Genomic DNA, 21,430 nt, shown 5'->3' on the forward strand with positions numbered 1-21,430 from the left:
AGGGGTATCGAGGAAGCCGCAGGGCGTCACGCTGGCATACGTAGACTCGCTGATGGCGCGGGGACGTCGAGGAGCTGCACGTCCTGATGTCCCGCACCATGCCCAATCCCGGTGCCGTCCTCGGCTACCGCCGCGACGGCCGCCCCATCTTCCCGATCCTCGGCGCCTCCTCCGAAGACCCGTCCAACGCCGCAGTGAAGGTGTCCCTCGACCAGCAGCAGCTTCAGCAGCTGATGGCCCGCGAGAAGGACCAGGACCAGGGGCAGCGGTCCGGCGCCCGTGCGCTCGTCGAGAAGCTGGGCTTCACCTCGGCCAGCGAGCTGGAGCAGTTCATCACCCAGCAGCGCGAAGCCGAAAAGGCACAGCTCACCGAAGCCCAGCGCCGCGAGCAGGACCTCGACGCCCGCGAGGCAGCCGCCATCCAGCGCGAGGCAGCAGCAAGCACCCGCGAGCGGGACGCCGCACGTCGCGCCGCCCTCGCCGGACTCGGTGCGACGGGCGAAGACCTCCACGACGCCGTGGCCCTGCTGCGCGTCCCGGACGACGCGGACGACGCGGACGACGCGGACGACACCGCTGTGGCCCAGGCCGCGAGCGAGCTCCGCAACCGGCGCCCCGAGCTGTTCACCACCGTTCCCAAGACCCCCGACGCGATCCCGCCGGCGCCGGGCGGGTCCCCCGCGTCCGCGCCTCCGCCCCGCCCGGGTGGCCAGACCAGCAGGCCCGGCTCTGCCGGTCTCGCGATGGCACGCCGCCGCGGCATCCTGCCCCCGGCCTCGTAGCCCGCGCGCAGCGACAGCTGCCCGCCGCGGGGACCACGCCCCGCTCTCTCCTCGTGGACCGCTCCACCAACTCCGGTGCGAGCGTGTCGCCTCCAGCACTACAGGAGACAGCGGCTTGATACAGCCGTACACGACCTCTGTAACCGTGACCGCTGACCGGGACTGGCTCGCCTCCCGTCACGGCACCGACTCCACCGAGACGATCACCCTCGACCTGGCCAAGCTCACCAAGAGCACCCACTACTCCGAGCCGACCGCCACTGCCCCGCACGGCTTCGTGCGGTCCGGCGTGCCCGTCGGCCGGATCACCGCGTCCGGCCTGTACGGCGCCTACGACCCGGCGGCCACCGACGGCCGTCAGGTCCTCGCCGGCCTCGTCTACGCGGAGGCCGCGTTCACCCCGGGCACCGTGAAGGTCCCGGCCGCCCTGCTCTGGCACGGCACGGTGAAGACAGCGAAGATCCCCGGCGGCATTGATCCGTCGAAGATCGCCGCGAACCCGGCGGGCGCGCAGATCCGCTTCCTGGCGGTGAGCTAATGAGCATCAGCGACCTCCTCAAGGGCGTGTCCGTCGCGGACCTCACCGTGTACGCGCGCTCGATCCCCAACCCGGGCGACTTCCTCCTGACGCAGACCGTGTTCGCGGAGACGCAGGTCCAGGACGTGAAGTGGCGGATCCGGAACTCCAAGCGCCGCGTCAACACCGCCTCCTACCGGGCGTACGACACGAGCGTCCCGTTCGCGAAGCGCCAGGCCGAAGCCACCCAGACCGAGGGCACCCTGCCCGCGCTCGGCCAGAAGCTCCTGGTGGGCGAGATGGAACAGCTCCTCCTGGACGCGGCGCGCGGCGCCGACGAAGACCGGCTTGTCGAGCTGCTCTACGACGACGTGGAACGGCATGTCGAAGCGATTCGCTCCCGCCTGGAGCTGGCCGCCGGTGACGTGCTCCTCGACGGCAAGTTCTCCCTCGCCGGCGAGAACGGGCTGACCGTCGAAGTCGACTACGGAGTCCCGGCGGCGAACATGCCGACCGCGCCCAAGCCCTGGAGCGATCCGACGTCCGACCCGCTCGCGGACGAGCTGCGCTGGATCGACTACCTCGACTCGATCGGCGCCCCGGCCCCGGAGATGGTCCTGACTTCCCGCAGGGCGTGGTCGCACCTCGCGGGGAACAGCTCCTACCGGGCCGCGTACCACGGCACCCCGTCGGGCGCCCAAACGCCGACTTCGGTCCTGACCCCCGAGCAAGTCAACTCGGTGCGCGGCACGTACGGGCTGCCGCCCATCACGCTCTACAAGGCGCAGGTCTGGCAGGACGACGTGTCCAAGCGCGTACTGCCCGAGGACAAGTGGATTCTGCTGCCGCCGGATCGGGCCAAGTGCGGACAGACCCAGTACGGCACGACCGCCGAGTCCCTGGCCCTCTCCCGCGGCACCGGCGCGCAGATCTAACGGGAGGAGGCCCCAGGCATCATCATCACCCGCGGCGCACAGGACGACCCCGTGCAGATCTGGACGAAGGGCGCTGCCGTCGCCATGCCGGTGCTGGCCGCACCGGACTGCCACATCACGGCGACCGTCCTGTGAGCGCGGCCGTCCACGCCCTCGGGGTCCTGACCGCGACCGTGCACGTCCTGGACCCGGTGGAGCGCGTACCGCTCGTGCTGACCGCCGGCACGGAGGTCACGGACCCGGACATCGCCCAGCAGATCACCAACCCGAGCTGCTGGGAGAACAGCGAGCCACCGAAGGAGAAGCCCGCCCGTAAGGGCACGCCCTCAGCCTGACCACCGCGGGGAGGAGCACACCACTCCTCCCCGCCCCCTACGTACGAACAGGAGCTTCGTGCACACCGATGTCCTTCACTGGCTGACGGCCCAGCTCGGCCCCGACACCGATCCGGTCGACTTGGCCCAACGGTACGAGCGCCTCGGCTCGGCACGTGCCGTTGCCGACGAGGTGCTTCACGCACGGATCGCCGCGCTGCTCGCCGAGCCCCTACGGGTGACCGTGAACGGGGTCGCGACCATCGACCACGCCTCGAACGTGGCCGCGCTGGAACGGCGCCTTGCCCAACTCAGCTCACAGACCGCACCTGACGACGCACCTGCGGGGGCTTCGGAAGTGATCCTTGGCGTCCCCCTCGTCGCACGCCCCCGCCGCTGACGGACCACGGCCCGAGTGAGGGCACCCGCCACGGGTGCCCTGGAGCCTTGATGGGGCTCGTTCAATCTCCACCGGGCGCTCGGTGGTGGACCAGACCAGCTCGCCAAAAGTCCCAGGCTCTGGGCACCTGCCTGGGCCGGGGGCCGAAAATACCCAGTCCGGGCCGTCGTTTCCTCTACGCCGAATCTAGCGGTCGCGGCGAGAGCGGAATGGTCAGGGCATCAGGGCGCTGGGCCGGCTCGAGACGCACCGCTGCTGCTCCACCGTGCTCATCGGTGCGGTGCGCTGGAGGAGGCGGTCGGGGAGCGCGCGGCTGGGGCTGTCGACGATGACCTCGATCCGCCAGGCTGGCACGCCCTGGCCGGCTGCGGTAAACGAGCCGTACACCCGCTGCCGGGCGGTCTGGGCTTCGATCCAGGACGCCTCGCCCGGCTGGACCCGTTCCGTCACGGTCCTGCTCACGGACGTGGTCCACGTCCACGGCAGCGTCAGGGCCCGCTCCGCCGCTGCTGCGAACTGCTCGGACATGGCGCTGGCCTCCTGCGGCCGGTCCAAGTCCGGGTGGGCGAACAGGTCCGGCTGCGCCTTGTTGACACTGTCGTAGGTGACCCCCTCGTAGGAGACCGGGCGATTGTTCTCCACCAAGTTGCGGGTGCAGTTGATGAAGGTGTCGCCGACGACCTGGGCCCGGTCGTAGTAGGCGAAGCTGTTCTCAAGCTCGACGGTGAAGGAGCACGCACTGGGGCCGCTGTTGCAGAAGGCGACCGCGGCCGACAGGTCGGCGGGCTCCCCGTCGAGGAACGCCTTGGCCTCAGGCAGGTTCGTCTTGAGGATGGTCTTGTCCACCCCGCGCGGCCCGGGTGCAGCACCAGCCGACTGCGGCACCAAGGTCAGGCCCAGGGCCATGCAGGTCGTCAAAACGGCGGCGACAGTACGCGGCAAGGACTGCATCAACACTCCTCGATCACCAGACCCACACCCTGCGGATCCCGTTGGTGATCATTGAGGAGCGCAACGGATACGCCCCCGAGGCCCGCCGACAGATCCCCCGAATCCCCCGAACGGGAACGATGCTGCGCATGCCGCCGCCTTCCACCCTGTGCGGGCTCAGTTGCAGAGTCGACCTGTCCCACGCGCTGTCTCCCAGTACGGGAAAGCCGCCACTACCAGGTGACATCTCTGGATGGAACGGAGCAAATCAGCCTCTGGCGTCGGGGTCCGGCCTCGGACCCAGAATCCCTTGGCAAGGCCCTTGCAACGGAGCTCGCTGGCGCCGGGGCCCACCGCATCCTGAACGCCGTCCGGTCCACCAAGACACCGTAACGGGCAGGAGAGCAGACGGTCAGGGCATCCACGGCCCTACTGGGTGAAAACGGCGGTGCCCCGCCCCCGAAGAGGGGCGGGACACTCGGGTCCGATAAGCACAGCAGCCAGCTTTGATTAATGGACGTGTCTCACGCTACGGCAGCGAACGAGACGGTCCACGAGGTCAGCGAGACCGCCTGGAGAGCTGACCGCGGGCGCCCCGTTCGCACACCTACGCTCCAGATCATGAGCGTTTTCGATGAGCCCCGCCGTGTCCGTATAGCCGCCCGTCCGGATGAGTCGGCCGTGATCGAGGTCGATGGGCAGGACGTGGCGGGGGCCGTGGAGGCTTACCGGATCACGCAGACCGTGGACGAGGGTCCCGAGATCACGCTGTATCTGACGCCGGGCTGGGAGGGCTTCGGCTTCGACGGGCTGGCCGAGGTGATGGCCGAGCCGTCCGACCTGAGGCACGTCGTGATCGGCTTCCTCGACGCCGTGGACTCCCAGAAGCTCGACGAGGCCGTACTGAACCGCGATGACCTTGATGGCCGGCCTGGTGAGCTGACCCGCGGGGTGCTGGCGCAGCTCAGGGAGTGGGCGCATCGTGCTTGATCAGGCTGGAGTTGCCCGCTTCGCGGAGCGGCACCTGATGACGGACACGGTGAAGGTGACGCGTGACGTCGGTGAGCAGGTCCTCGATCCGAAGACCGGGCAGCTGATCGACGGGCCGCCGCTGGTGGTCTACGACGGGAACGCCGGGCTGTATCCGCAGCAGGAGAAGATCCGCAGCCGGGGCCGGGACGGGGCGTGGGTCGAGGAGATCCGGGCCGGGTACAAGCTGCTGCTGCCGCTGTCGGCGCCGGAGCTGGAGGACCACGACGCGGTGCTGGTGGTCGAGGCTCGTGACCGGCAGGCCGAAGGCCGTACGTACGAGGTGACCACGCTGGGCGAGGTGTCGTCGTTCCCGGTGCTGCGGACCGTGTGGCTGGAGCAGCGCAACCGGGGCGCGCAGTGAGTCGGGGGAAGGATTCGTTCAACCATCCGGCGGCGCTCGCGGCCCTCTTCGATCAGAGGGGACTGGCTCTGCGGTCGGAGTCGGAGGCTGCGGCCCGCGTGAGTGCGGCGCTGCTGGTGGCGTCGATCCGGCAGCGCGCGTCCGGCCGGCCGGGCCCGAGGGTGATCACCGGCCGGTACCGGGCTTCGTGGCAGTCCGAGGTGACCGCGGCCGGCGCCGTGTTCGTCGCGCAGATCGGCTCGAACGCTCCGCAGGCCCGGAGGCTGGAGTACGGGTTCGTCGGGACGGACAGCCTCGGCCGCCCGTATGCGCAGCCCCCGTTCCCTCACGTTGGGCCTGCTGTTGAGGCGTCCGGTCCGGTCGTCGCCCGGATCCTCGGTGCTGCGGTGGAGCGTGCCCTGTGAACGATCTGGCCACCGACGTGGAGACGGTGCTGACCGAGGTCCTGGGCGGGCACGAGCGGGGCATCCTGTCCCGTGCCGTGGTCGTTGCGGAGGTCCTGGACGTGGACGGCGAACGCTCCCTGTCGGTCATCACCACCCCGGGCCTCAGCGAATGGGACGCGCTCGGGCTGTGCCGATATGGCGTACTCAGCATCGAAGGACCGGCCGCCGCCTACTTCACTCGGGACACCGAATGATCGACCGCGCCCCCCTGACGGCCGCCGTACGCACCATGCTGGCCGCAGCTACCGGTCGGCCCTGCGGAGTCGGGGGGCTTCCGCTGGTGGACGGCAAACCGGCGCCGCTGCCGTACAGCGTGCTCTACCCGCTGGGCGGCCCCGTCGACGGCGCGCCGTTCTCCGACGCCTCCGAGGACGCCCACCTCACCTTCCAGGTGACGATCGTCGCGGCACGCACCGACCAGGCCGAGTGGCTGGCCGACCGAGTACGACGGGCCTTCCTCCAGCGCACCCCGGACGGCGGGTGGGAGCGCCCGCTAGATGTGCCTGGGGTCGCCGTATGGGCGCGGTTGCTTATGGTGGATGGTGGATGGTGGATGGTGGCTCCGATCCGGCCACGGCCGACGACATGGTGACGCAAGTCCAGCGGTACCAACTCAGCGCATCGAGCCGAGTGACCCACAAGTGGAGATCCCGAACTCCATGCCGAAGACGCCCCCCTTCCCTTGTCCAGCAGGCCGCATTCCGAACGGCACGAGGACGCCCGCATTCAACGGGTCCTACACCGAGGCCAAACTGAACCAGGCAGTCTTCGTGTGCATCTATCGCGAGGGCATCACTCAACTCGAACAACGCAACATCGAGTTGACCCGCGCGCTGGAGGAACGGCAGGCCGAACTCGACGCCACCCGAGCCGCCAACCGCGACCTGACCCGCGCCCTCAACCAACGCGGATAGTGGCGCCTGCCCGGCTGCGGAACACGATGAACAACATCATCACCGAACGCAGGACCGACGGGCAGGACCACGGCGACCTGCTTTCCTCGCTGCTCGGCCACGGCCACGATGACGGCGAGCCCACCGATCCCGGCCTGACCGACTCCCAGGTCAGCGACCAAGTGATCACGTTCTTCATCGCAGGGACGGAGACCGGGGCGGGCGCGCTCTCATGGGCGTTTTGGATGCTGGCCGAGCATCCGGAGATCGAGCGCCGGGTCCAGGCCGAAGCCGACGCGGTACTCGCCGGCCGGGCCGCTTCGTTCGCCGACCTGCCACAGCTGGAACTCGCCGGGCGCGTGATCACCGAGGTGCTGCGGCTGTATACACCGGTGTGGCTACTCAACCGCATCGTGACCACCGACACCGCACTCGGCGGACACACCCTCAAAGCCGGGGAGACGGTCGCTTTCAGTCCGCACCTGATCCATCACCGGGAAGACCTGTACGAAGACGCACAGACGTTTGACCCGGATCGATGGGACCCCGCGAAACGCACCCCGCCAGCGCGCAACGCGTTCATCGCCTTCGGCGGCGGGGCCCGCCAGGTGCATCGGAGACCAGTTCGCCACCATCGAGGCAACCCTGGCCCTCGCCACCATCACCACACGCTGGCGGCTGTGCCCCGTGCCCGGCGCGAGGGTCCGACCGTCCGCGTCGATCACCGTGCGGCCGGACGGTATCCGCATGACCGTCACGCCACGCCCCGAAAGCCTCGACAACGCGGACCCCACCTTGCAGTGAGAGGCATCGCCCGATCCGGCGATAGCACCACACATGCTGCATGCAATACGGTGGGCCGCACCGACGCTGAGCTGCGCCAAGCCGTCCGGTTACGCCTCGCGCCACATGCCGAGCCCCAGAGAACTTGCTGTCCAGGTAGCCGCCCGTCCCGCTGTATTCGCCTGTGCCGCCGACGACGGCGAACGTGGACTTCTGCATGGCGTTCGAGAACTCCTCGCCCCCGGCGAACACCAGATTGCTCGAAGGTGCGCATGGGATGTCCTTGCTCTCCGCCCCCGCAGAGGGGGCGGCGCGTGCGAGCCTTCCCGGCCCGCTCGAGCCCTTCGGGCGAGGCGACACAGTCCCCATGATGGCGCGGCCGGACGCGCCAATGGATGCCGCACAGTCGCCTGAGCTCAGCCGACCGGGTGCCTGGAGAAGCCGCGGGACAGGCGCCGGCTTTCAGGTGGGTGCACCGGGCGGTAGGAGCGGTCGGAGATGGGGGTCGTCGCATTGCAGTCCAAGTAGACCGGGCCGCGGTCGAGGCCGGGGTGGGTGTGCTTCACGCGGCGGCTCCGGTGGCCACGGGCAGCTCGGCGAGCCGCCATTCGAGCATTCCGTCGGTCAGCCGGACGGCACGGCGGCCGTTCGCGTTGAGCAGGCGTACGGCGTCGTAAGCCATGACGCAGTACTCGCCGCGACAGTACGCGACGACCTCGGTCTCGGCCGGCAGCTCGGCGATCCGCTCGGCGAGCTCCTCGACCGGGATGGAGACGGCGCCGGGGATGTGCCCGGCCTCGTACTCCGCGGCGGGGCGGACATCCAGCACGAGGACCTCGCCAGTCTGCGCGCGGGCGAGCAGGTTCTCACGCCCCACTTCCTCGGGCTGGTCGTCGCCGAGGTAGGCAAGGCGCGCCGCTTCGACGCCAGCTTGGTGGGTCTGGGCGACCTTGCGCAGCAAGGCGTACAGGGCGGCGACATCGCCCCCGGCCAGCCGGTAGTGGATGCGTACGCCCTCCCGCCGGGTGGCCACGATCCCGGCCTGCTTGAGCGTCTGCAGATGGGCCGAGGCGGTGGTCAGGTTCAGCCCCGCCGCCTTCGCGAGCGCATCGACGGTGCGCTCGCCCTGAGCGAGCAGGTCCAGCAGCTCCAGGCGCTTGCCGCTGCTCAGCGCCTTGCCCGTGTGGGCGAAGGCGTCGTACAGCGCGGACTTCCGCGTCACATCTCCCATGGCATCCTCCATAAATCCATGGAATATTATATCCATGGGCGGGGCGCTGTGACCACGCAGCCCCTACCGTGACACTTGGAGGACCTCATGGGCTTCGCCGACGATCATCTGATACCGCTGGTCGACGAGGGGCTGGGCAACAGCGCCTACCTCGTCGACCTCGGCGGAGGCCGGGCCCTGGCCGTGGACGCGAGCCGGGACCTGCGGTCCCTGCGCCGGGCCGCCGACCGCCACGGTCTGACGGTGGCCTTCGCCGCCGACACCCACCTGCACGCCGACTTCCTGTCGGGCGCCGTTCAGCTCGCCGCCGACGACGGCGCGACCGTACTGGCCTCCGCCACCGGGGGCCGGGACTTCCCGTACACCCCGCTCGGCGACAGCGACGAGACCGACCTGGGCGGGCTGACTCTGAGGGCGCTGGCGACCCCCGGACACACCGACGAGCACCTGTCCTTCCTCCTTCTGGACGGCGCCCGCGAACTGGGCGTGTTCACCGGCGGATCGTTGATCGTCGGCTCGGCCGCGCGTACGGACCTCCTCGGCGCAGACCGCGCCGAGGAGCTGGCCAGAGCCCAGTACCACTCGCTCAAGCGCCTGGCCGAGCTGCCGGACGCCGTGGCAGTCTGGCCCACCCACGGCGCCGGATCCTTCTGCTCGGCCCCGCCCGGCGCCGAGCGCACCACCACCATCGGCGCGCAGAAGCGGGGCAATCCGCTCCTCGCCGCCCCCGATGAGGACACCTTCGTACGTGAACTCCTCGGCAGCCTCGGTTCCTACCCCGCGTACTTCGACCGACTGGGGGAACGGAACCGCAGCGGGCCGGCTGTACTGGGCGCCGCCCCGCACCTCGCGGCCCTCAGCGCCGGCGAGGTGCGGACCCTGCTCGGCAGTGGCGGCCACCTCGTCGACGTACGCCCGGTGACCGCCTTCTCGGTCGGCCACATCCCCGGCGCGATCTCCATCCCGCTGCGGGACCAGTTCGCGACGTGGCTGGGCTGGCTGCTTCCGGATGACGCCCCGATCGGCTTCGTCGCCGCACCGGGCCAGGACCTCTCCGAGATCACCTGGCAGGCATTGAAGATCGGCTACGAGCGGCTGGCCGGCCATCTCGACGGCGGCATGGACGCCTGGACCGCTGCGGGCGGCGAACAGCAGACCCTCGCCCTCGTCAGCGCCGACCGCATCGGCAACCGGCCGGTCCTCGACGTACGGCAGCGCGCCGAGCACACAGCAGGCCACATCAAGGGCGCGCTCCACATCGAACTCGGCGACCTTGCCGCTCACGCCGACGAAGCCCCGAACGGTGCGGTGGTGGCATGCGGGCACGGTGAGCGCGCCATGACCGCCGCCAGCCTGCTCCAGCGCGCCGGCCACCAGAACCTCGCGGTTCTCGACGGCGGCCCCGCCGACTGGGCCAAGGCAACCGGCCGCCCCCTCCAGGGGGGAGAGTGACCCGCCCCGCAGCCACGCCCCGCACGAACTCGAGCAGCGGCATCCGGCTCGGACTGCGCGCCAACCTCGCCCAGTTCACCCTGCTCGTCGCCGTCAACGCACTCGTCGGCGGCATGCTCGGACAAGAGCGCACCCTCCTCTCGCCGCTGGCCGTCCAGGTCTTCGGCCTCGACTCCGCCACCGCGGGACTGACCTTCATCCTGGCCTTCGGCGCCACCAAGGCCGTCACCAACTTCTTCGCCGGCACCCTCTCCGACCGATACGGCCGCAAGCCCGTACTGATCACCGGCTGGCTCCTCGCCCTGCCTGTCCCGGCGATGCTGGCCTGGGGGCCATCCTGGAGCTGGATCGTCGCCGCCAACATCCTGCTCGGCGCCTCCCAAGGCCTGGCCTGGTCCACCACCGTCATCATGAAGATCGACCTCGCCGGACCCGACCGACGAGGCCTGGCCATGGGCCTCAACGAGGCAGCCGGATACGTCGCCGTCGCCGCTACCGCGATGGCCACCGGCGCCGTAGCCGCCCACGCGGGCCTGCGCCCCGAACCGTTCCTGCTCGGCGCTGCCTACGCCGCCCTCGGCCTCGGCCTGTCCGTCCTCGCCGTACGCGAGACGCGCGACCACGCCCGCGCCGAAGCCGCACTGCACCCCGTACAAGACCTGGCCGCAACCCAGCTGAGCACCGGGCAGATCGCCCGGCGCACCAGCTTCACCGACAAGGCCATGTCCTCCGCCAGCCAGGCCGGCATGGTCAACAACCTCAACGACGCCCTCGCCTGGGGCATCTTCCCCCTGCTCTTCGCCGCCCACGGCCTGTCCATCGGTCAGATCGGAGCACTCGCCGCGATCTATCCGGCGGTCTGGGGCGCAGGACAACTCCTCACCGGCTGGTGGTCCGACCGCATCGGCCGCAAACACCTCATCACCGCCGGCATGCTCCTCCAGGCCGTCGCCATCGGACTCGTCGCCGCCGGCACCACATTCGGCGCCTGGGCCACCGCCCAGGCCCTCCTCGGACTCGGCACCGCCATGGTCTACCCGACCCTCCTGGCCGTGATCGGCGACGTCGCCCACCCCGCCTGGCGGGCACGTGCGGTCGGCGTCTACCGGCTCTGGCGAGATGGCGGCTTCGCGGTCGGTGCGCTCCTCGCCGGAGTCCTGGCCGACGTCTACGGACTGAGCACGGCAGTCTGGGCCGTCGCCGCCCTCACCGCCGCCTCGGGCCTGCTCGTCGCGATCCGCATGTACGAAACGCACCCGAAGCCACCCCCTGGTCGGTGACCCCGTTGCCGGGGTCGTGCCGCCTCTGGAACGTCATGCTCCCGGGCGGTCCCGAGTGAAGTGGGCGCCCGCGCGGCTTTGTCCAGCAGCCACAGGACGTCGCTCGCGGTCGCCAGGCACCGGGTCGAGCGAAGGGTCGGCTCCGCCCACGAGGCCCGTGGTGACCCGTTCATGCCGTTGGAGGTCGCATGCTCCTCATCGCGTACCTCGACCACGTCCAGCTCGGCCAGGGGCCGCTGGCCGGGGGTGGAGGCGGTGAAGCTGTGGCGGAGACGACTCCGCCGTGAGCACCTTGTGGTTCCCTCGCAGGCGGCGTGAAGGCAGGACGCCGGAGGCGTGAGGTCGCATACTGGCGGGGTGAGCCTTTCGTGCATCAAGCCTCACCTGCGGAGTCTGTACGGCAGCGGCCCTTCACGTGGTGACGGAGCGGTCACTGGAGCTTGCCGCGGGGACATCGGATATGGCGTCATTGCCGGTGGGGCCGCCGGTGCACGTGGTGGTCGTGTATACCGGGAAATCGTCGAATCTGCGCTGGTCCGCGGACGGAAGGGCGTGCCGGGAGCGGTTCGATCTGGCTGCTGTGGCGGGGGTCAGGGAGTCCCACTCCACCCGTGCCTTCAAGATGTCGACCGGTCAGTCCCCACACCAGTACCTGATGCGGCGCCGCCTGGAGCACGCGCGGCGTGAGCTGGTAGTCGGGCTCGGCGCCGTGCTGGCCGTCGACTGGTTCGCCACGCCCCGTACGCAGCCTCTGCTCATCCAGTCGGGCCTGGCGGCCACCGTCAGCCAGTCCGGCTGGTGGGGCGCTTGCCTCATCGGCTTCCTCAAAACAGTCAGTCCTGAGCGTCTCCTCCTTACGGTCGCTGAGAGGGAGGTCGCATCGGCCCGGGATCGTCGCCCGCCCCGCTCAGACGGGGCGGATGTTCTTGTTGTGGTGGAAGGTGTTGTCGGGGTCGTACTTGGCCTTGATCTCGGCCAGTCGCCGGTAGGTGTGATCGCCGTAGGCTTCTCGAACGCGGCTGGGGGCGTCGTCGGAGTCCAGGAAGTTGACGTAGACGCTGCCGGCGCGGTGCGGTTGGAGGGCCTGGAGGAACCGGCGGGCCCAGGCGGTCTCGGTCGCGGCGTGCTCGTCGGACTCGTCGGGGAGCCACGCGGCGTCGATGACGATGTTGTGGGCCACGTCGCGACCGGCGTAGGCGGTGGCGTCACGGGGGACCCGCGCGACGGCGCCACCCATGTGGAACATCGCCACGTACGACCGGGGTGAGGCGGCCCGGTAGGCGTGATCGGCGATGACGCCGATGACGTCGCCGGAGAGGCTCGTGAGGTCGGTGGACTTCCAGTAGTAGTGCCACCCGTGGGGGACGGTGTCGTCGAGGGCGCCCTGGAAGGCGGCGTACGGCGTCGGTGAGATCAGGTCCATGAGCGGCGTCCCGAACCGGCGCAGCGGCCGCAGCGCACGCTCGCCGTCTTGGGCGGTGCCGGCGTGGCAGCAGGCCACGGCGATGGCCGGCCGCCAGTGCAACTCCTCCGGGATGACCGGCAGCGGGGGAACCGTACCGAGCCTGACGACGGTGCCGAGCTCGTCGGGCGCTTGGGCCGCGAAGTCCCGGTAGAAGCGCAGCACGTCGTCAGTGTCGTCGGCCGCCCAGAAGACGGGTCCGGCCATCACGGTCGGGCCGACGGGGTGCAGGGCGAACCGGAACGTGGTGACGACGCCGAAGTTGCCGCCGCCGCCCCGCAGCGCCCAGAACAGATCGGGGTGTTCATCCGCGGACGCCCGAAGGATGCCGCCCTCGGGGGTTACCACCTCGGCGGCCATCAGGTTGTCGACGGCGAGCCCGTGCTTGCGCATCAGGAACCCGATGCCACCGCCGAGGGTGAGCCCGGCCACGCCGGTGTGGCCCACGATACCGCCGGTGGTGGCCAGACCGTGGGCCTGCGTCTCGTGGTCGACGTCGCCCCACAGCGCACCACCCTGCACCCGGGCCGTGCGGCCGGCGGGGTCGACCCAGGTGGCCCGCATCGCCGAGAGGTCGATGACGATCCCGTCGTCGCACACCGCCGTGCCGGCCACGTTGTGGCCCCCGCCTCGGACGGCGATCTCCAGGTCGTGCTCGCGGGCGAAGCGCACGGCTGCGGCCACGTCTGCGCTCCCGCCGCATCGGGCGATCAACCTGGGGCGCCGGTCGACGGCGCCGTTCCACACGGCTCGGGCGCTGTCGTAGTCGGTGTGGTCGGCGGTGATCAGCCGGCCCCGGAATCCGTTGATCTCCATCGCGGTCACCTCCCGCTCGGATGGCCGACCTGCAGGGTGTCGGCGTCGTGGTCCTCGTCTGCCTACGCACCCATCGCACCACCGTCGACCGGGGTCGTGAAGTCAAGAATCTGGACTTCACCGGATTTATCAGCCGAAGCCGGGCGTGGGACACTGGCGTGGTGCGGACCTACGGTCAGTACTGTCCCATCGCCCGGGGTGCCGAGATCTTTGCCGAGCGATGGACGCCAGTGATCATCCGCAACCTGTACCTGGGCTGCGGAAGCTTCAGTGCGATCCTCGAAGGCGCCCCCGGGCTCTCCCGCACCCTGCTCGCGCAGCGGCTCAAGCAGCTCGAACGGCTCGGCATCGTCACGTCGGCGCCCAAGGACGGAGAGCGCGGACGCCAGTACGGGCTCACTTCCGCGGGTCGCGACCTCTTCAAGGTCTGCGTGTCGCTCGGCGAGTGGGGTGCCGCCTGGCTCGAGATCGCCCCCGAGCACCTCGATCCCTTCGTGGCGCTGTGGTCGATGTGCAACATGCTCCGCCGGGACCGGCTCCCGGACCGCCGCATCGTCGTCCGCTTCGATTTCACCGGCCGCCCGAGCCCCGAGCGGTACTGGCTGCTGATAGAGCACGCGGACGCGGAGATCTGCAAGACGTACCCCGGCCTCGACGAGGACCTCTACGTCACGGCGGAAGCCGAGGCCTTCGTCAAATGGCACGCCGGCCGACTCACCTGGGTCGAAGCCACCCGCGACCGCCACATCCAGCTCCACGGCCCGTCGTGGCTCGTACGCGCCTTTCCCACCTGGAACGCCAAGAGCGCCTTCGCCCACATCAAGCCGGCCCCCCAGACTGCGGCGAGCCGACTGCAGACCCTGGGTTGACACGGAGGGGCACGGCCTGATGTCCGCACGTAAGGCTCGAGGTCGGCGACGTGGCCGGCGAGCGGTGTGCCGGTGAGTTGCTGCGGCGGATCCGAAGTGGGCGATGTGGCGTGAGCGATCACGATGCCGATCGCCCGCCCCCGAGGGCCCGGCACGGATTCCCCTCGTGCCGGGCCGAGCGAGTACCTACGGGTGTCAGCCGGCGATGCGCGCTGTGTAGTCCCCGGCTGCCTCAACTGCCGCGACGAGCGCCGCAGTGTCGGCGCCGGTGTTGTCCTCCAAGCGGACGACGCAGCGTCCGGCTCGTACGTCGGTGGTGGCTGAGCGGACGCCGGGGAGGTCCTCCAGCTCGTCGTCGATGAGCAGGCCACAGCTGGTGCAGTGCATGCCGTCGATCAGGAGAACCACCTGCTCGCCGGTCGGGGCCTCGGGCTTGCTCTCACGGCTGAACAGCTTCATCACAGGTCCTTCCTGAACTCGATCGCGCCGGTCTGCATGCCCATGGCGCAGGAGAAGCGCAGGGTGCCGGGCTTGCGGGTGCCCAGGTCGATCTCGGTGTCGCCGTCGCGTTTGACGATCTCCTGGACGCCGAGTTCGGGGACGGTGAAGGCGCGGGCGCAGCCGCCGGAGTCCTTGCCCCGCAGGACCAGTGTGGTGGGCACGCCGGCCTTCGCGGTGAACTGCGTGGGGAGGTAGAAGTCCGTCACGGTGAGGACGACGGTCTGCTTTCCGGAGGCGTCGATGTGTACGGGGGCGGCCTCGCCCGATGCCGTTCCGCCGTTGCCGTTGCCGCTGCCTTCGCCACCTTCGACGAGGAACGGGCCGGTGGCGGTGGTCTGCTGCTTGCTCGCCAAGTCGAAGGAGACCCAGCCGCCGGCCTGAAGAGCCGAGACCATGGTCCAGGCCGCTACGGTCAGCACCACCACTCCGGTGAGCCCGGCAAGCTTGCCAGAGAGGGCCTGGGTGCTGCGCCGGAACAGGTAGCCGAGGGCGGCGAACAGCGGTGCGGTGCCGAGTACGAACCCGGCCATCACCGCGGCGCCGGCCACCGCCGATCCGGAGGTGATCGCGAGCAGCTCCATGGACAGGGTCACGCCGCAGGGCACGAGCACCGTGGCGAAGCCGACCAGGGCGGGGGTGACGGGCGACTCGGTCTTGGCGCTGCGCCGCATCAGGCGGCCGAATGATGCCGGCGGGCGCGGCACCAGCCGCCCCACGGCCTTGACTCCGATCAGGTCCAGCGCGAAGAGCACCATGACGGAGCCGGCCACGAGCAGCAGCACCGCCTGCGTACGCGGACTGGGCTGCAAGGCACTGCCGAACACCCCGAGCAGGGCGCCGAGCGCCGTATGGGACACCAGCTTTCCGGCGAGGAACGCCCCGACGGGAGCCAGCGGTGTGCCGGCATCCGCCTGCCGCGCGGGGCGCGGCGTACGCGAGGACGCGGGAGTGGATTTCGGGTCGGGGCTGCTGCGGCGGGTCACGGCACCGGCCAGCAGGCCCCCCTGTACGGCGGCACACGAGGCGCCACCGGCGAGCAGACCGGTGCTCGCACCGGTGATCAGCAAAGCTACGGACGACGGCATGCGTCGTTACTCCTGTTCTGCGACGACGGCACGCGCAGCAACATCGGGGCGCGCCGAAGCGGACGTGAGGGAAGGCGGCTTCCCGCGGGGCGTCAGCCCTGCGGGTGGCCGGCCGTCACGTCCGTGACACGCACAACCGGTGCAGATCAGGAGGGGCCGCCGCCGGAGGCGGGGCATGGGGCCAGGGGCGCGGGAGCCGGGACGGACAGTCCGTCGCGTGCGAGGTGATCGCGGGCGCCGGGGCTGCCGGGCTGCCCTGCGTGAGGACGACCTTCGACGCCACGCACTGCTCCTGCGCCACCGGACAACGCGGACCGTGATCCGGCGCCGAGGCGGCGGCCGAGGCGGCGGCCGAGGCCTCGACGTGCAAGCGGACCGCGACGTGCGGGGTGGTGTCCATCGGCCCAGGCATCGGCATCGCCATCGCGGGACGCGCGAGCCCTGTCAGACAGGCGAAGAGCGCGCACACCAGCAGCACCCCGGACCACGTCCGGAGCGACGGAGGCAGGGGTCGCGGCATGCGCCATGCTAGGCCATGCCCTCATCTGCCATTCCGATCGGGCGTCCGCGGCTCAGGACGCCGCCGACGCACCTTCGATGATCCGGCAGACCACGGCGCTCTCCCCTCGGCCCGTTGCCTGATCGGCCTGGGCCCGGGCATTGCGCAGGGTCGTCCGGAGTGCTTGGAGGTCGGAGATACGGCGGTCGATGTGCGCGAGGTGCTGATCGAGGAGATCGGTGACGAGGCCGCAAGGCTGCTCGCCGCTGCGCTGGAGGTCGAGGATTCCCTTGATCTCCTTGAGGCTGAGGCCGAGCGCCTGGGCCTGTCTGATGAAGCGGAGTACCGGAACCATGTCGTCCGGGTACGTGCGGTAACCGGCGGAGGTGCGCTCGGGCGGGTCGATGAGTCCGCCGGCCTCGTAGAGGCGGACGGCCTTGGGACTCAGACCGCTTTGGGCGGCGATGCGGCCGACGGTGAGCATGGGCGACTCCGTTCGTACGCCCGACAGTCTGCGCTTGACCTTGCCCTAAGGGCAAGGTTTTAGCGTGGTCGCACCGGCGGAGCTGTCGCCCATGCCCGGTTCCCTACGAGACGGAAAGCGAGAGGAACCCCGCCATGGCACGGACCGTTCCCGCCGAAGCCAGCCACTCCATAGAGCTGGCCATCACCGGCATGACCTGCGCGTCCTGCGTGGCCCGGGTCGAGCGCAAGCTGGCCAAGCTGCCGGGAGTGAGCGCGACGGTCAACCTCGCGACCGCGACAGCGCACGTCACGCGGGACAACCCGGAGGTGTCGCAGGAGCAGCTGATCGATGCGGTCGAGGCCATCGGATACGGGGCCTCGGCGGTGGGTCGCGAGTCCGCGCAGGGGGAAGCCGAGACGGACACCGAGGGCGCCCACCTCGCCGGGCTTCGGCGGCGGCTGATCGGCTCGGCGCTGCTGGGGCTGCCGGTGGTCCTCGTATCCATGACTCCGGCGCTTCGGTTCGACGGCTGGCCGTGGGGCGCGCTGCTGCTGGCCACTCCCGTGGTCGTGTGGGGCGCCTGGCCGTTCCACCGGGCGGCCGCCCTGAACCTGCGGCACGGGTCGGCGACGATGGACACCCTGGTGTCGCTGGGTGTGCTCGCCGCCTACCTGTGGAGCGTCGTCGTTGTCATGGCCGGCGGCGAGCACCTGTATCTGGAGGTCGCGGTCGTCCTGACGGCCTTCCTGCTGGCCGGCCGGTTCTTCGAGGCCCGGGCCAAGCGCAGGGCCGGGGACGCCATCCGCGCACTGATGGACCTGGGCGCCAAGGACGTCGCGGTGCTGCGCGACGGCGCGGAGGTACGCATCCCGGTCGAGGACCTGGCGGTCGATGACCTGTTCGTCGTACGGCCCGGGGAGAAGATCGCCACGGACGGCGAGGTCGTCGAGGGCGCCTCGGCGGTGGACGAGTCACTGCTGACCGGCGAGAGCGTGCCAGTCGAGGTCGGGCCGGGCTCGGCGGTCACCGGTGCCACCGTCAACAGCCACGGCCGGCTGGTCGTACGGGCCACCCGGATCGGCGCGGACACCAAGCTGGCGCAGATCGCGGTCCTGGTGGAGCGGGCACAGACGGGCAGGGCGGCCGTGCAGCGGCTGGCCGACCGGATCTCGGCGGTGTTCGTGCCCGTGGTCATCGCGCTCGCCGCGGGCACCTTCGGCGTCTGGCTGCTGACCGGCGCCTCCGCAGCCTCCGCGCTGACCGCTGCCATCGCCGTGGTGATCATCGCCTGCCCCTGCGCGCTGGGCCTGGCGACGCCGACCGCCCTCATGGTCGGGACCGGCCGTGGCGCCCAGCTCGGGCTGCTGATCTCCGGGCCGGAGGTACTGGAGTCCACCCGACGGATCGACACCGTGGTCCTGGACAAGACGGGCACGGTCACCGAGGGCCGGATGCGCCTGGTGAAGGTCGTGCCCGCCGCCGACGAGGACGAGGCCGAGGTCCTGCGCCTGGCGGGGGCCCTGGAGGACGCGAGCGAACACCCCATCGCCGCCGCGATCGCCCAGGCCGCACGGGAGCGGCTCGGCTCCCTGCCGCCGGTGACCGGCTTCGCCAACACCCAGGGCCGGGGCGTCACCGGGACCGTGGAGGGGCGCACCGTTCACGCGGGCCGCGCGTCCTGGCTGGAGGGGCGGCAGGAGCTGCGGCTGCCGGCCGAACTCGCCCGCCTCCGGGACGCGGCAGAGGGCGAGGGACGCACGGTGGTCTTTGCCGCATGGGACGGGCAGGTACGGGCCGCGTTGGTGGTCGCCGACACCGTGAAGGCGACGAGCGCCGAGGCGGTCGCGGACCTCAAGCGGCTCGGGCTCACCCCGGTCCTGCTGACCGGCGACAACGCGGCAGCTGCCCGCGCGGTGGCCGCCGAGGTCGGCATCGGCCGGGTCATCGCCGAGGTCCACCCCGAGGACAAGGTCGCCGAGATCCGGCGGCTTCAGGAGCAGGGCCGCGTGGTGGCGATGGTCGGCGACGGCGTCAACGACGCGGCCGCGCTCGCCCAGGCCGACCTCGGTCTGGCCATGGGCACCGGCACCGATGCCGCGATCGCCGCATCCGACCTGACGCTCGTACGGGGTGACCTGCGGGCCGCCGGTGACGCCATCAGGCTCGCGCGCCGCACCCTCCGTACGATCAAGGCCAACCTGTTCTGGGCGTTCGCCTACAACGTGGCCGCCCTGCCGCTGGCCGCCCTCGGCATGCTCAACCCGATGATCGCCGGCGCAGCCATGGCCTCCTCGTCCGTCTTCGTCGTCACCAACAGCCCGCGGCTACGCCGCTTCCAGCCGCTGCATCGCTGACCCGCGGGTTCTGTGCTGAGCTGGAGATGTCCTCGGGCAACGGCGCCCCTGGGAGGCCCGCCATGCCGCACGTCCACCTCGACGCACCCGCGCCGACCCGGCCCGGAGTCCTTCTGCCCCGGCGGGATCTGGCGGTCGGCTGGACGCTGATGGTGCTGATCGCCGTACTCGCGTGGGTGCTCACGATCGGGCAAGCCCAACACATGGGAATGGAGCCCGGCACCATGGGACTGGCGCTGCCGCTCTTCCTATTGCTGTGGGTGGTCATGATGGCGGCGATGATGCTGCCGTCGGTGGCCCCGGTCGCCATCACCTGGGTACGGGGCATCAGCCGCCGCTCGACAGGCCCGGCACGCGCACTGCACATCGCCGAATTCGTCAGCGGCTATCTGCTGGCCTGGACCGGGTTCGGGCTGCTCGCGTACGGAGCCCTGGCGTTGACCGGACACCTGGTGGACGGCAACCCGGACGCCGGCCGCTGGATCGGGGCGGGGGCCTTCCTCCTCGCCGGGCTGCATCAGTTCGGGCCGCTGAAGCGGGTCTGCCTGCGGCATTGCCGCAATCCGATGTTCCAGCTGCTGCGGTACTCGCGGTTCCGGCCGTGGGCGAAGGATCTGCGGGTCGGCGCGCACCACGGTCTGTACTGCGTCGGCTGCTGCTGGGGGCTGATGGCCGTCCTGATCCCGCTCGGCTTCATGAACGTGGCCGCGATGGCGGCCGTGGCCGCGGTGATCTTCCTGGAGAAGCTGTGGCGGCGGGGCCCCTGGCTCACCTGGGCCGTCGGGATCGCCTTCCTTGTCCTGGCGGCTCTCGCTCCCTTCCAGGGCTGGCTGCTGCCGGGCCTTCAGGACGCGCCGCCGATGGAGGAGATGAACCAGATGAGCGGCCCGCTCTGAGCGGCAGCCTCGCCGTCGCCCGCCAAGCTCCACCTGCGCGGGAGGAGACATGTACCGTCCTCCTCCCGTGTTCGACGTACGGGCCGACTGCGCGCTACCGCCCTACGGGCGCGCCCTCGGGCTGCTCGCTGGAGAACGTGTAGTCGGACTGCTCTCCGTACGCCGGCTCGAAGGTCAGGCCGAAGGCAGTCGAAGTGCCGGTCGTGCGTCCCAGGGTGAACTCGGGGGAGAACCCGAACATCGCGTTCTTCATCGTCGTAGGCCCACCATCGGGACCGCGAAGAGGCTCGAATGCCAGCTCGGTCCTCCCAGCGACGCTGAGCCGGGGCTTCTCCCCGTCCGTCAGGGAGACACTCGCCCTCTCCACACCGAGGTACTCGCCGTAGAACTGCGACAGTTCACCGAACGCACCGCCTTCACGCCCGGACACAATGCGCTCGAGTGCATCGACTTGCTCGTCGCTGGCACCCTCGTCGACGACGACGCCGACCTTCCAGTTGCCGGCCGTCAGGTTGGAGGGGAAGTGGTTGTAGAAGGCGAAGGTCACCCCGGACAGGTCAACGTCGTCCAACCGCCCGTCCGCCACATGGAACGCGGCGCACCCAAGGCATTCCTCGCGTCCTTGCGGGTCGTGCGGCTTCGCGTCGACGGCGCACCCGCAGACCATCGCGCATGAGCAACCAGCCAGGTAGTTGCCCGAGATACTCCACGTCATGACTGCTCCCGATCGCTGGAGGGGTTCCGCCGTCCGACGGTGCGGACGACGCCGGCGTCGAGAGCGGCGGGCGGGGAACGCGCAGACCCCTCGGCGGGCACGCTGCAGGCCATGGAGCCGACGCTAACCCCGGCAGCGGCGGCATACCTCACCCCGCCGCCCAGGCCAGAGGTTCTGTCCAGCGCGATGGCAGCATGCATCTCCGACTCGCACCTGCGGACGCTGTTCCGGCCCGAGGAGCCAGCCCTTCCCTTCAAGGCTAGGCGTACCCGCCACGGGTGTACAGATCGATTCGGCCCTGGCGTCCTCGGCTTTGCCCATCGCAGGAGGAGGGGGAGAATTGAGGAGATGACCCGTGCCGCCGAGCGCCGGCTGTGATGTCCGGCGGGGGCTTGCCGACCACGTGTTCCC

At 70.5% G+C, this 21,430-nt stretch carries 27 protein-coding genes; 18 read left to right on the forward strand and 9 right to left on the reverse strand.

Annotated features, from left to right (window positions below):
* Positions 1-86: 86 nt before the first annotated feature.
* The 5 genes from ACODT5_RS07380 (at position 87) to ACODT5_RS07400 (ending at position 2,948) form a co-directional block, all read left to right on the forward strand.
* Entirely contained in the window at positions 87-782 is a 696-nt protein-coding gene (locus ACODT5_RS07380) for a hypothetical protein (RefSeq protein WP_422518370.1), read from the forward strand.
* A 145-nt stretch (positions 783-927) separates the two neighbouring features.
* Entirely contained in the window at positions 928-1,320 is a 393-nt protein-coding gene (locus ACODT5_RS07385) for a head decoration protein (RefSeq protein ID WP_422518371.1), read from the forward strand.
* Complete coding sequence (locus ACODT5_RS07390) at positions 1,320-2,234, forward strand: major capsid protein (protein WP_422518372.1); 915 nt, start codon at positions 1,320-1,322, stop codon at positions 2,232-2,234. The genes ACODT5_RS07385 and ACODT5_RS07390 overlap by 1 nt, the downstream gene beginning before the upstream one ends.
* Positions 2,235-2,365: 131 nt before the next feature.
* Complete coding sequence (locus ACODT5_RS07395) at positions 2,366-2,569, forward strand: hypothetical protein (protein WP_422518373.1); 204 nt, start codon at positions 2,366-2,368, stop codon at positions 2,567-2,569.
* Between the two features lie 58 nt (positions 2,570-2,627).
* On the forward strand, positions 2,628-2,948 hold the full coding sequence (locus ACODT5_RS07400; protein ID WP_422518374.1) for a hypothetical protein: 321 nt from the start codon (positions 2,628-2,630) through the stop codon (positions 2,946-2,948).
* Positions 2,949-3,161: 213 nt separating this feature from the next.
* Here ACODT5_RS07400 and ACODT5_RS07405 read toward each other — a convergent pair whose 3' ends face one another.
* Complete coding sequence (locus ACODT5_RS07405; protein ID WP_422518375.1) at positions 3,162-3,899, reverse strand: hypothetical protein; 738 nt, start codon at positions 3,897-3,899, stop codon at positions 3,162-3,164.
* 600 nt (positions 3,900-4,499) lie between these two features.
* Here ACODT5_RS07405 and ACODT5_RS07410 point away from each other — a divergent pair.
* From ACODT5_RS07410 to ACODT5_RS07440, 7 genes are all read left to right on the forward strand, one after another.
* Positions 4,500-4,868, forward strand: coding sequence for a hypothetical protein (locus ACODT5_RS07410; protein ID WP_422518376.1), 369 nt, complete (start codon positions 4,500-4,502; stop codon positions 4,866-4,868).
* On the forward strand, positions 4,861-5,271 hold the full coding sequence (locus ACODT5_RS07415; RefSeq protein WP_422518377.1) for a DUF6093 family protein: 411 nt from the start codon (positions 4,861-4,863) through the stop codon (positions 5,269-5,271). Before ACODT5_RS07410 ends, ACODT5_RS07415 begins: the two co-directional genes overlap by 8 nt.
* Positions 5,268-5,675: an HK97 gp10 family phage protein gene (locus ACODT5_RS07420; protein ID WP_422518378.1), complete on the forward strand. Its 408-nt coding sequence runs from the start codon at positions 5,268-5,270 to the stop codon at positions 5,673-5,675. The genes ACODT5_RS07415 and ACODT5_RS07420 overlap by 4 nt, the downstream gene beginning before the upstream one ends.
* The gene (locus ACODT5_RS07425) at positions 5,672-5,911 is read left to right on the forward strand and encodes a hypothetical protein (RefSeq protein ID WP_422518379.1); all 240 of its coding nucleotides are present in this window, start codon (positions 5,672-5,674) and stop codon (positions 5,909-5,911) included. Before ACODT5_RS07420 ends, ACODT5_RS07425 begins: the two co-directional genes overlap by 4 nt.
* Complete coding sequence (locus ACODT5_RS07430; RefSeq protein ID WP_422518380.1) at positions 5,908-6,309, forward strand: hypothetical protein; 402 nt, start codon at positions 5,908-5,910, stop codon at positions 6,307-6,309. Before ACODT5_RS07425 ends, ACODT5_RS07430 begins: the two co-directional genes overlap by 4 nt.
* A 67-nt stretch (positions 6,310-6,376) precedes the next feature.
* Positions 6,377-6,631, forward strand: coding sequence for a hypothetical protein (locus ACODT5_RS07435; RefSeq protein WP_422518381.1), 255 nt, complete (start codon positions 6,377-6,379; stop codon positions 6,629-6,631).
* A gap of 26 nt (positions 6,632-6,657) precedes the next feature.
* On the forward strand, positions 6,658-7,764 hold the full coding sequence (locus ACODT5_RS07440) for a cytochrome P450 (protein ID WP_422518382.1): 1,107 nt from the start codon (positions 6,658-6,660) through the stop codon (positions 7,762-7,764).
* A gap of 45 nt (positions 7,765-7,809) precedes the next feature.
* On the opposite strand, the gene ACODT5_RS07445 is transcribed toward ACODT5_RS07440, so the two are convergent.
* Positions 7,810-7,959, reverse strand: a complete 150-nt coding sequence (locus ACODT5_RS07445) for a hypothetical protein (protein WP_422518383.1) — start codon at positions 7,957-7,959, stop codon at positions 7,810-7,812.
* Positions 7,956-8,624, reverse strand: a complete 669-nt coding sequence (locus ACODT5_RS07450) for an ArsR/SmtB family transcription factor (protein ID WP_422518384.1) — start codon at positions 8,622-8,624, stop codon at positions 7,956-7,958. The genes ACODT5_RS07445 and ACODT5_RS07450 overlap by 4 nt, the downstream gene beginning before the upstream one ends.
* 87 nt (positions 8,625-8,711) lie before the next feature.
* Between ACODT5_RS07450 and ACODT5_RS07455 the strand changes: the two genes are divergently transcribed.
* Both ACODT5_RS07455 and ACODT5_RS07460 read left to right on the forward strand, forming a co-directional pair.
* On the forward strand, positions 8,712-10,076 hold the full coding sequence (locus ACODT5_RS07455) for an MBL fold metallo-hydrolase (protein WP_422518385.1): 1,365 nt from the start codon (positions 8,712-8,714) through the stop codon (positions 10,074-10,076).
* Positions 10,073-11,356, forward strand: a complete 1,284-nt coding sequence (locus tag ACODT5_RS07460) for an MFS transporter (protein WP_422518386.1) — start codon at positions 10,073-10,075, stop codon at positions 11,354-11,356. Before ACODT5_RS07455 ends, ACODT5_RS07460 begins: the two co-directional genes overlap by 4 nt.
* A 907-nt stretch (positions 11,357-12,263) precedes the next feature.
* Here ACODT5_RS07460 and ACODT5_RS07465 read toward each other — a convergent pair.
* Positions 12,264-13,634, reverse strand: coding sequence for an FAD-binding oxidoreductase (locus tag ACODT5_RS07465; protein WP_422518387.1), 1,371 nt, complete (start codon positions 13,632-13,634; stop codon positions 12,264-12,266).
* Positions 13,635-13,654: 20 nt separating this feature from the next.
* On the opposite strand from ACODT5_RS07465, the gene ACODT5_RS07470 reads away from it, so the two are divergent.
* Positions 13,655-14,503: a winged helix-turn-helix transcriptional regulator gene (locus ACODT5_RS07470; protein WP_422518388.1), complete on the forward strand. Its 849-nt coding sequence runs from the start codon at positions 13,655-13,657 to the stop codon at positions 14,501-14,503.
* Positions 14,504-14,698: 195 nt separating this feature from the next.
* Here the strand turns inward: ACODT5_RS07470 and ACODT5_RS07475 are convergent, their stop codons facing one another.
* The 4 genes from ACODT5_RS07475 to ACODT5_RS07490 form a co-directional block, all read right to left on the reverse strand.
* A complete protein-coding gene (locus tag ACODT5_RS07475) occupies positions 14,699-14,962 on the reverse strand; it encodes a cation transporter (RefSeq protein ID WP_422518389.1) in 264 nt (87 codons plus the stop codon).
* Complete coding sequence (locus ACODT5_RS07480; protein WP_422518390.1) at positions 14,962-16,089, reverse strand: urease accessory protein UreH domain-containing protein; 1,128 nt, start codon at positions 16,087-16,089, stop codon at positions 14,962-14,964. Before ACODT5_RS07480 ends, ACODT5_RS07475 begins: the two co-directional genes overlap by 1 nt.
* 115 nt (positions 16,090-16,204) lie before the next feature.
* Positions 16,205-16,609 carry a hypothetical protein gene (locus ACODT5_RS07485; protein ID WP_422518391.1) on the reverse strand — a complete coding sequence of 135 codons (405 nt, stop codon included), beginning with the start codon at positions 16,607-16,609 and terminating at the stop codon, positions 16,205-16,207.
* A 52-nt stretch (positions 16,610-16,661) separates the two neighbouring features.
* Positions 16,662-17,072: a heavy metal-responsive transcriptional regulator gene (locus tag ACODT5_RS07490; protein ID WP_422518392.1), complete on the reverse strand. Its 411-nt coding sequence runs from the start codon at positions 17,070-17,072 to the stop codon at positions 16,662-16,664.
* A 134-nt stretch (positions 17,073-17,206) separates the two neighbouring features.
* Here ACODT5_RS07490 and ACODT5_RS07495 point away from each other — a divergent pair, with 134 nt between their 5' ends.
* Together ACODT5_RS07495 and ACODT5_RS07500 are read left to right on the forward strand one after the other, a co-directional pair.
* Positions 17,207-19,408, forward strand: a complete 2,202-nt coding sequence (locus tag ACODT5_RS07495) for a heavy metal translocating P-type ATPase (protein ID WP_422518393.1) — start codon at positions 17,207-17,209, stop codon at positions 19,406-19,408.
* Positions 19,409-19,470: 62 nt separating this feature from the next.
* A complete protein-coding gene (locus ACODT5_RS07500; RefSeq protein ID WP_422518394.1) occupies positions 19,471-20,304 on the forward strand; it encodes a DUF2182 domain-containing protein in 834 nt (277 codons plus the stop codon).
* 94 nt (positions 20,305-20,398) lie between these two features.
* On the opposite strand, the gene ACODT5_RS07505 is transcribed toward ACODT5_RS07500, so the two are convergent.
* Complete coding sequence (locus ACODT5_RS07505) at positions 20,399-21,019, reverse strand: DUF1326 domain-containing protein (RefSeq protein ID WP_422518395.1); 621 nt, start codon at positions 21,017-21,019, stop codon at positions 20,399-20,401.
* Between the two features lie 111 nt (positions 21,020-21,130).
* On the opposite strand from ACODT5_RS07505, the gene ACODT5_RS07510 reads away from it, so the two are divergent.
* Positions 21,131-21,397 (forward strand): hypothetical protein, encoded by a 267-nt coding sequence (locus ACODT5_RS07510; RefSeq protein WP_422518396.1) that lies wholly within the window; start codon positions 21,131-21,133, stop codon positions 21,395-21,397.
* The last annotated feature ends 33 nt before the right edge of the window (positions 21,398-21,430 follow it).

It is taken from the genome of Streptomyces tatrensis, from assembly GCF_049310065.1.
Lineage (GTDB): Bacteria > Actinomycetota > Actinomycetes > Streptomycetales > Streptomycetaceae > Streptomyces.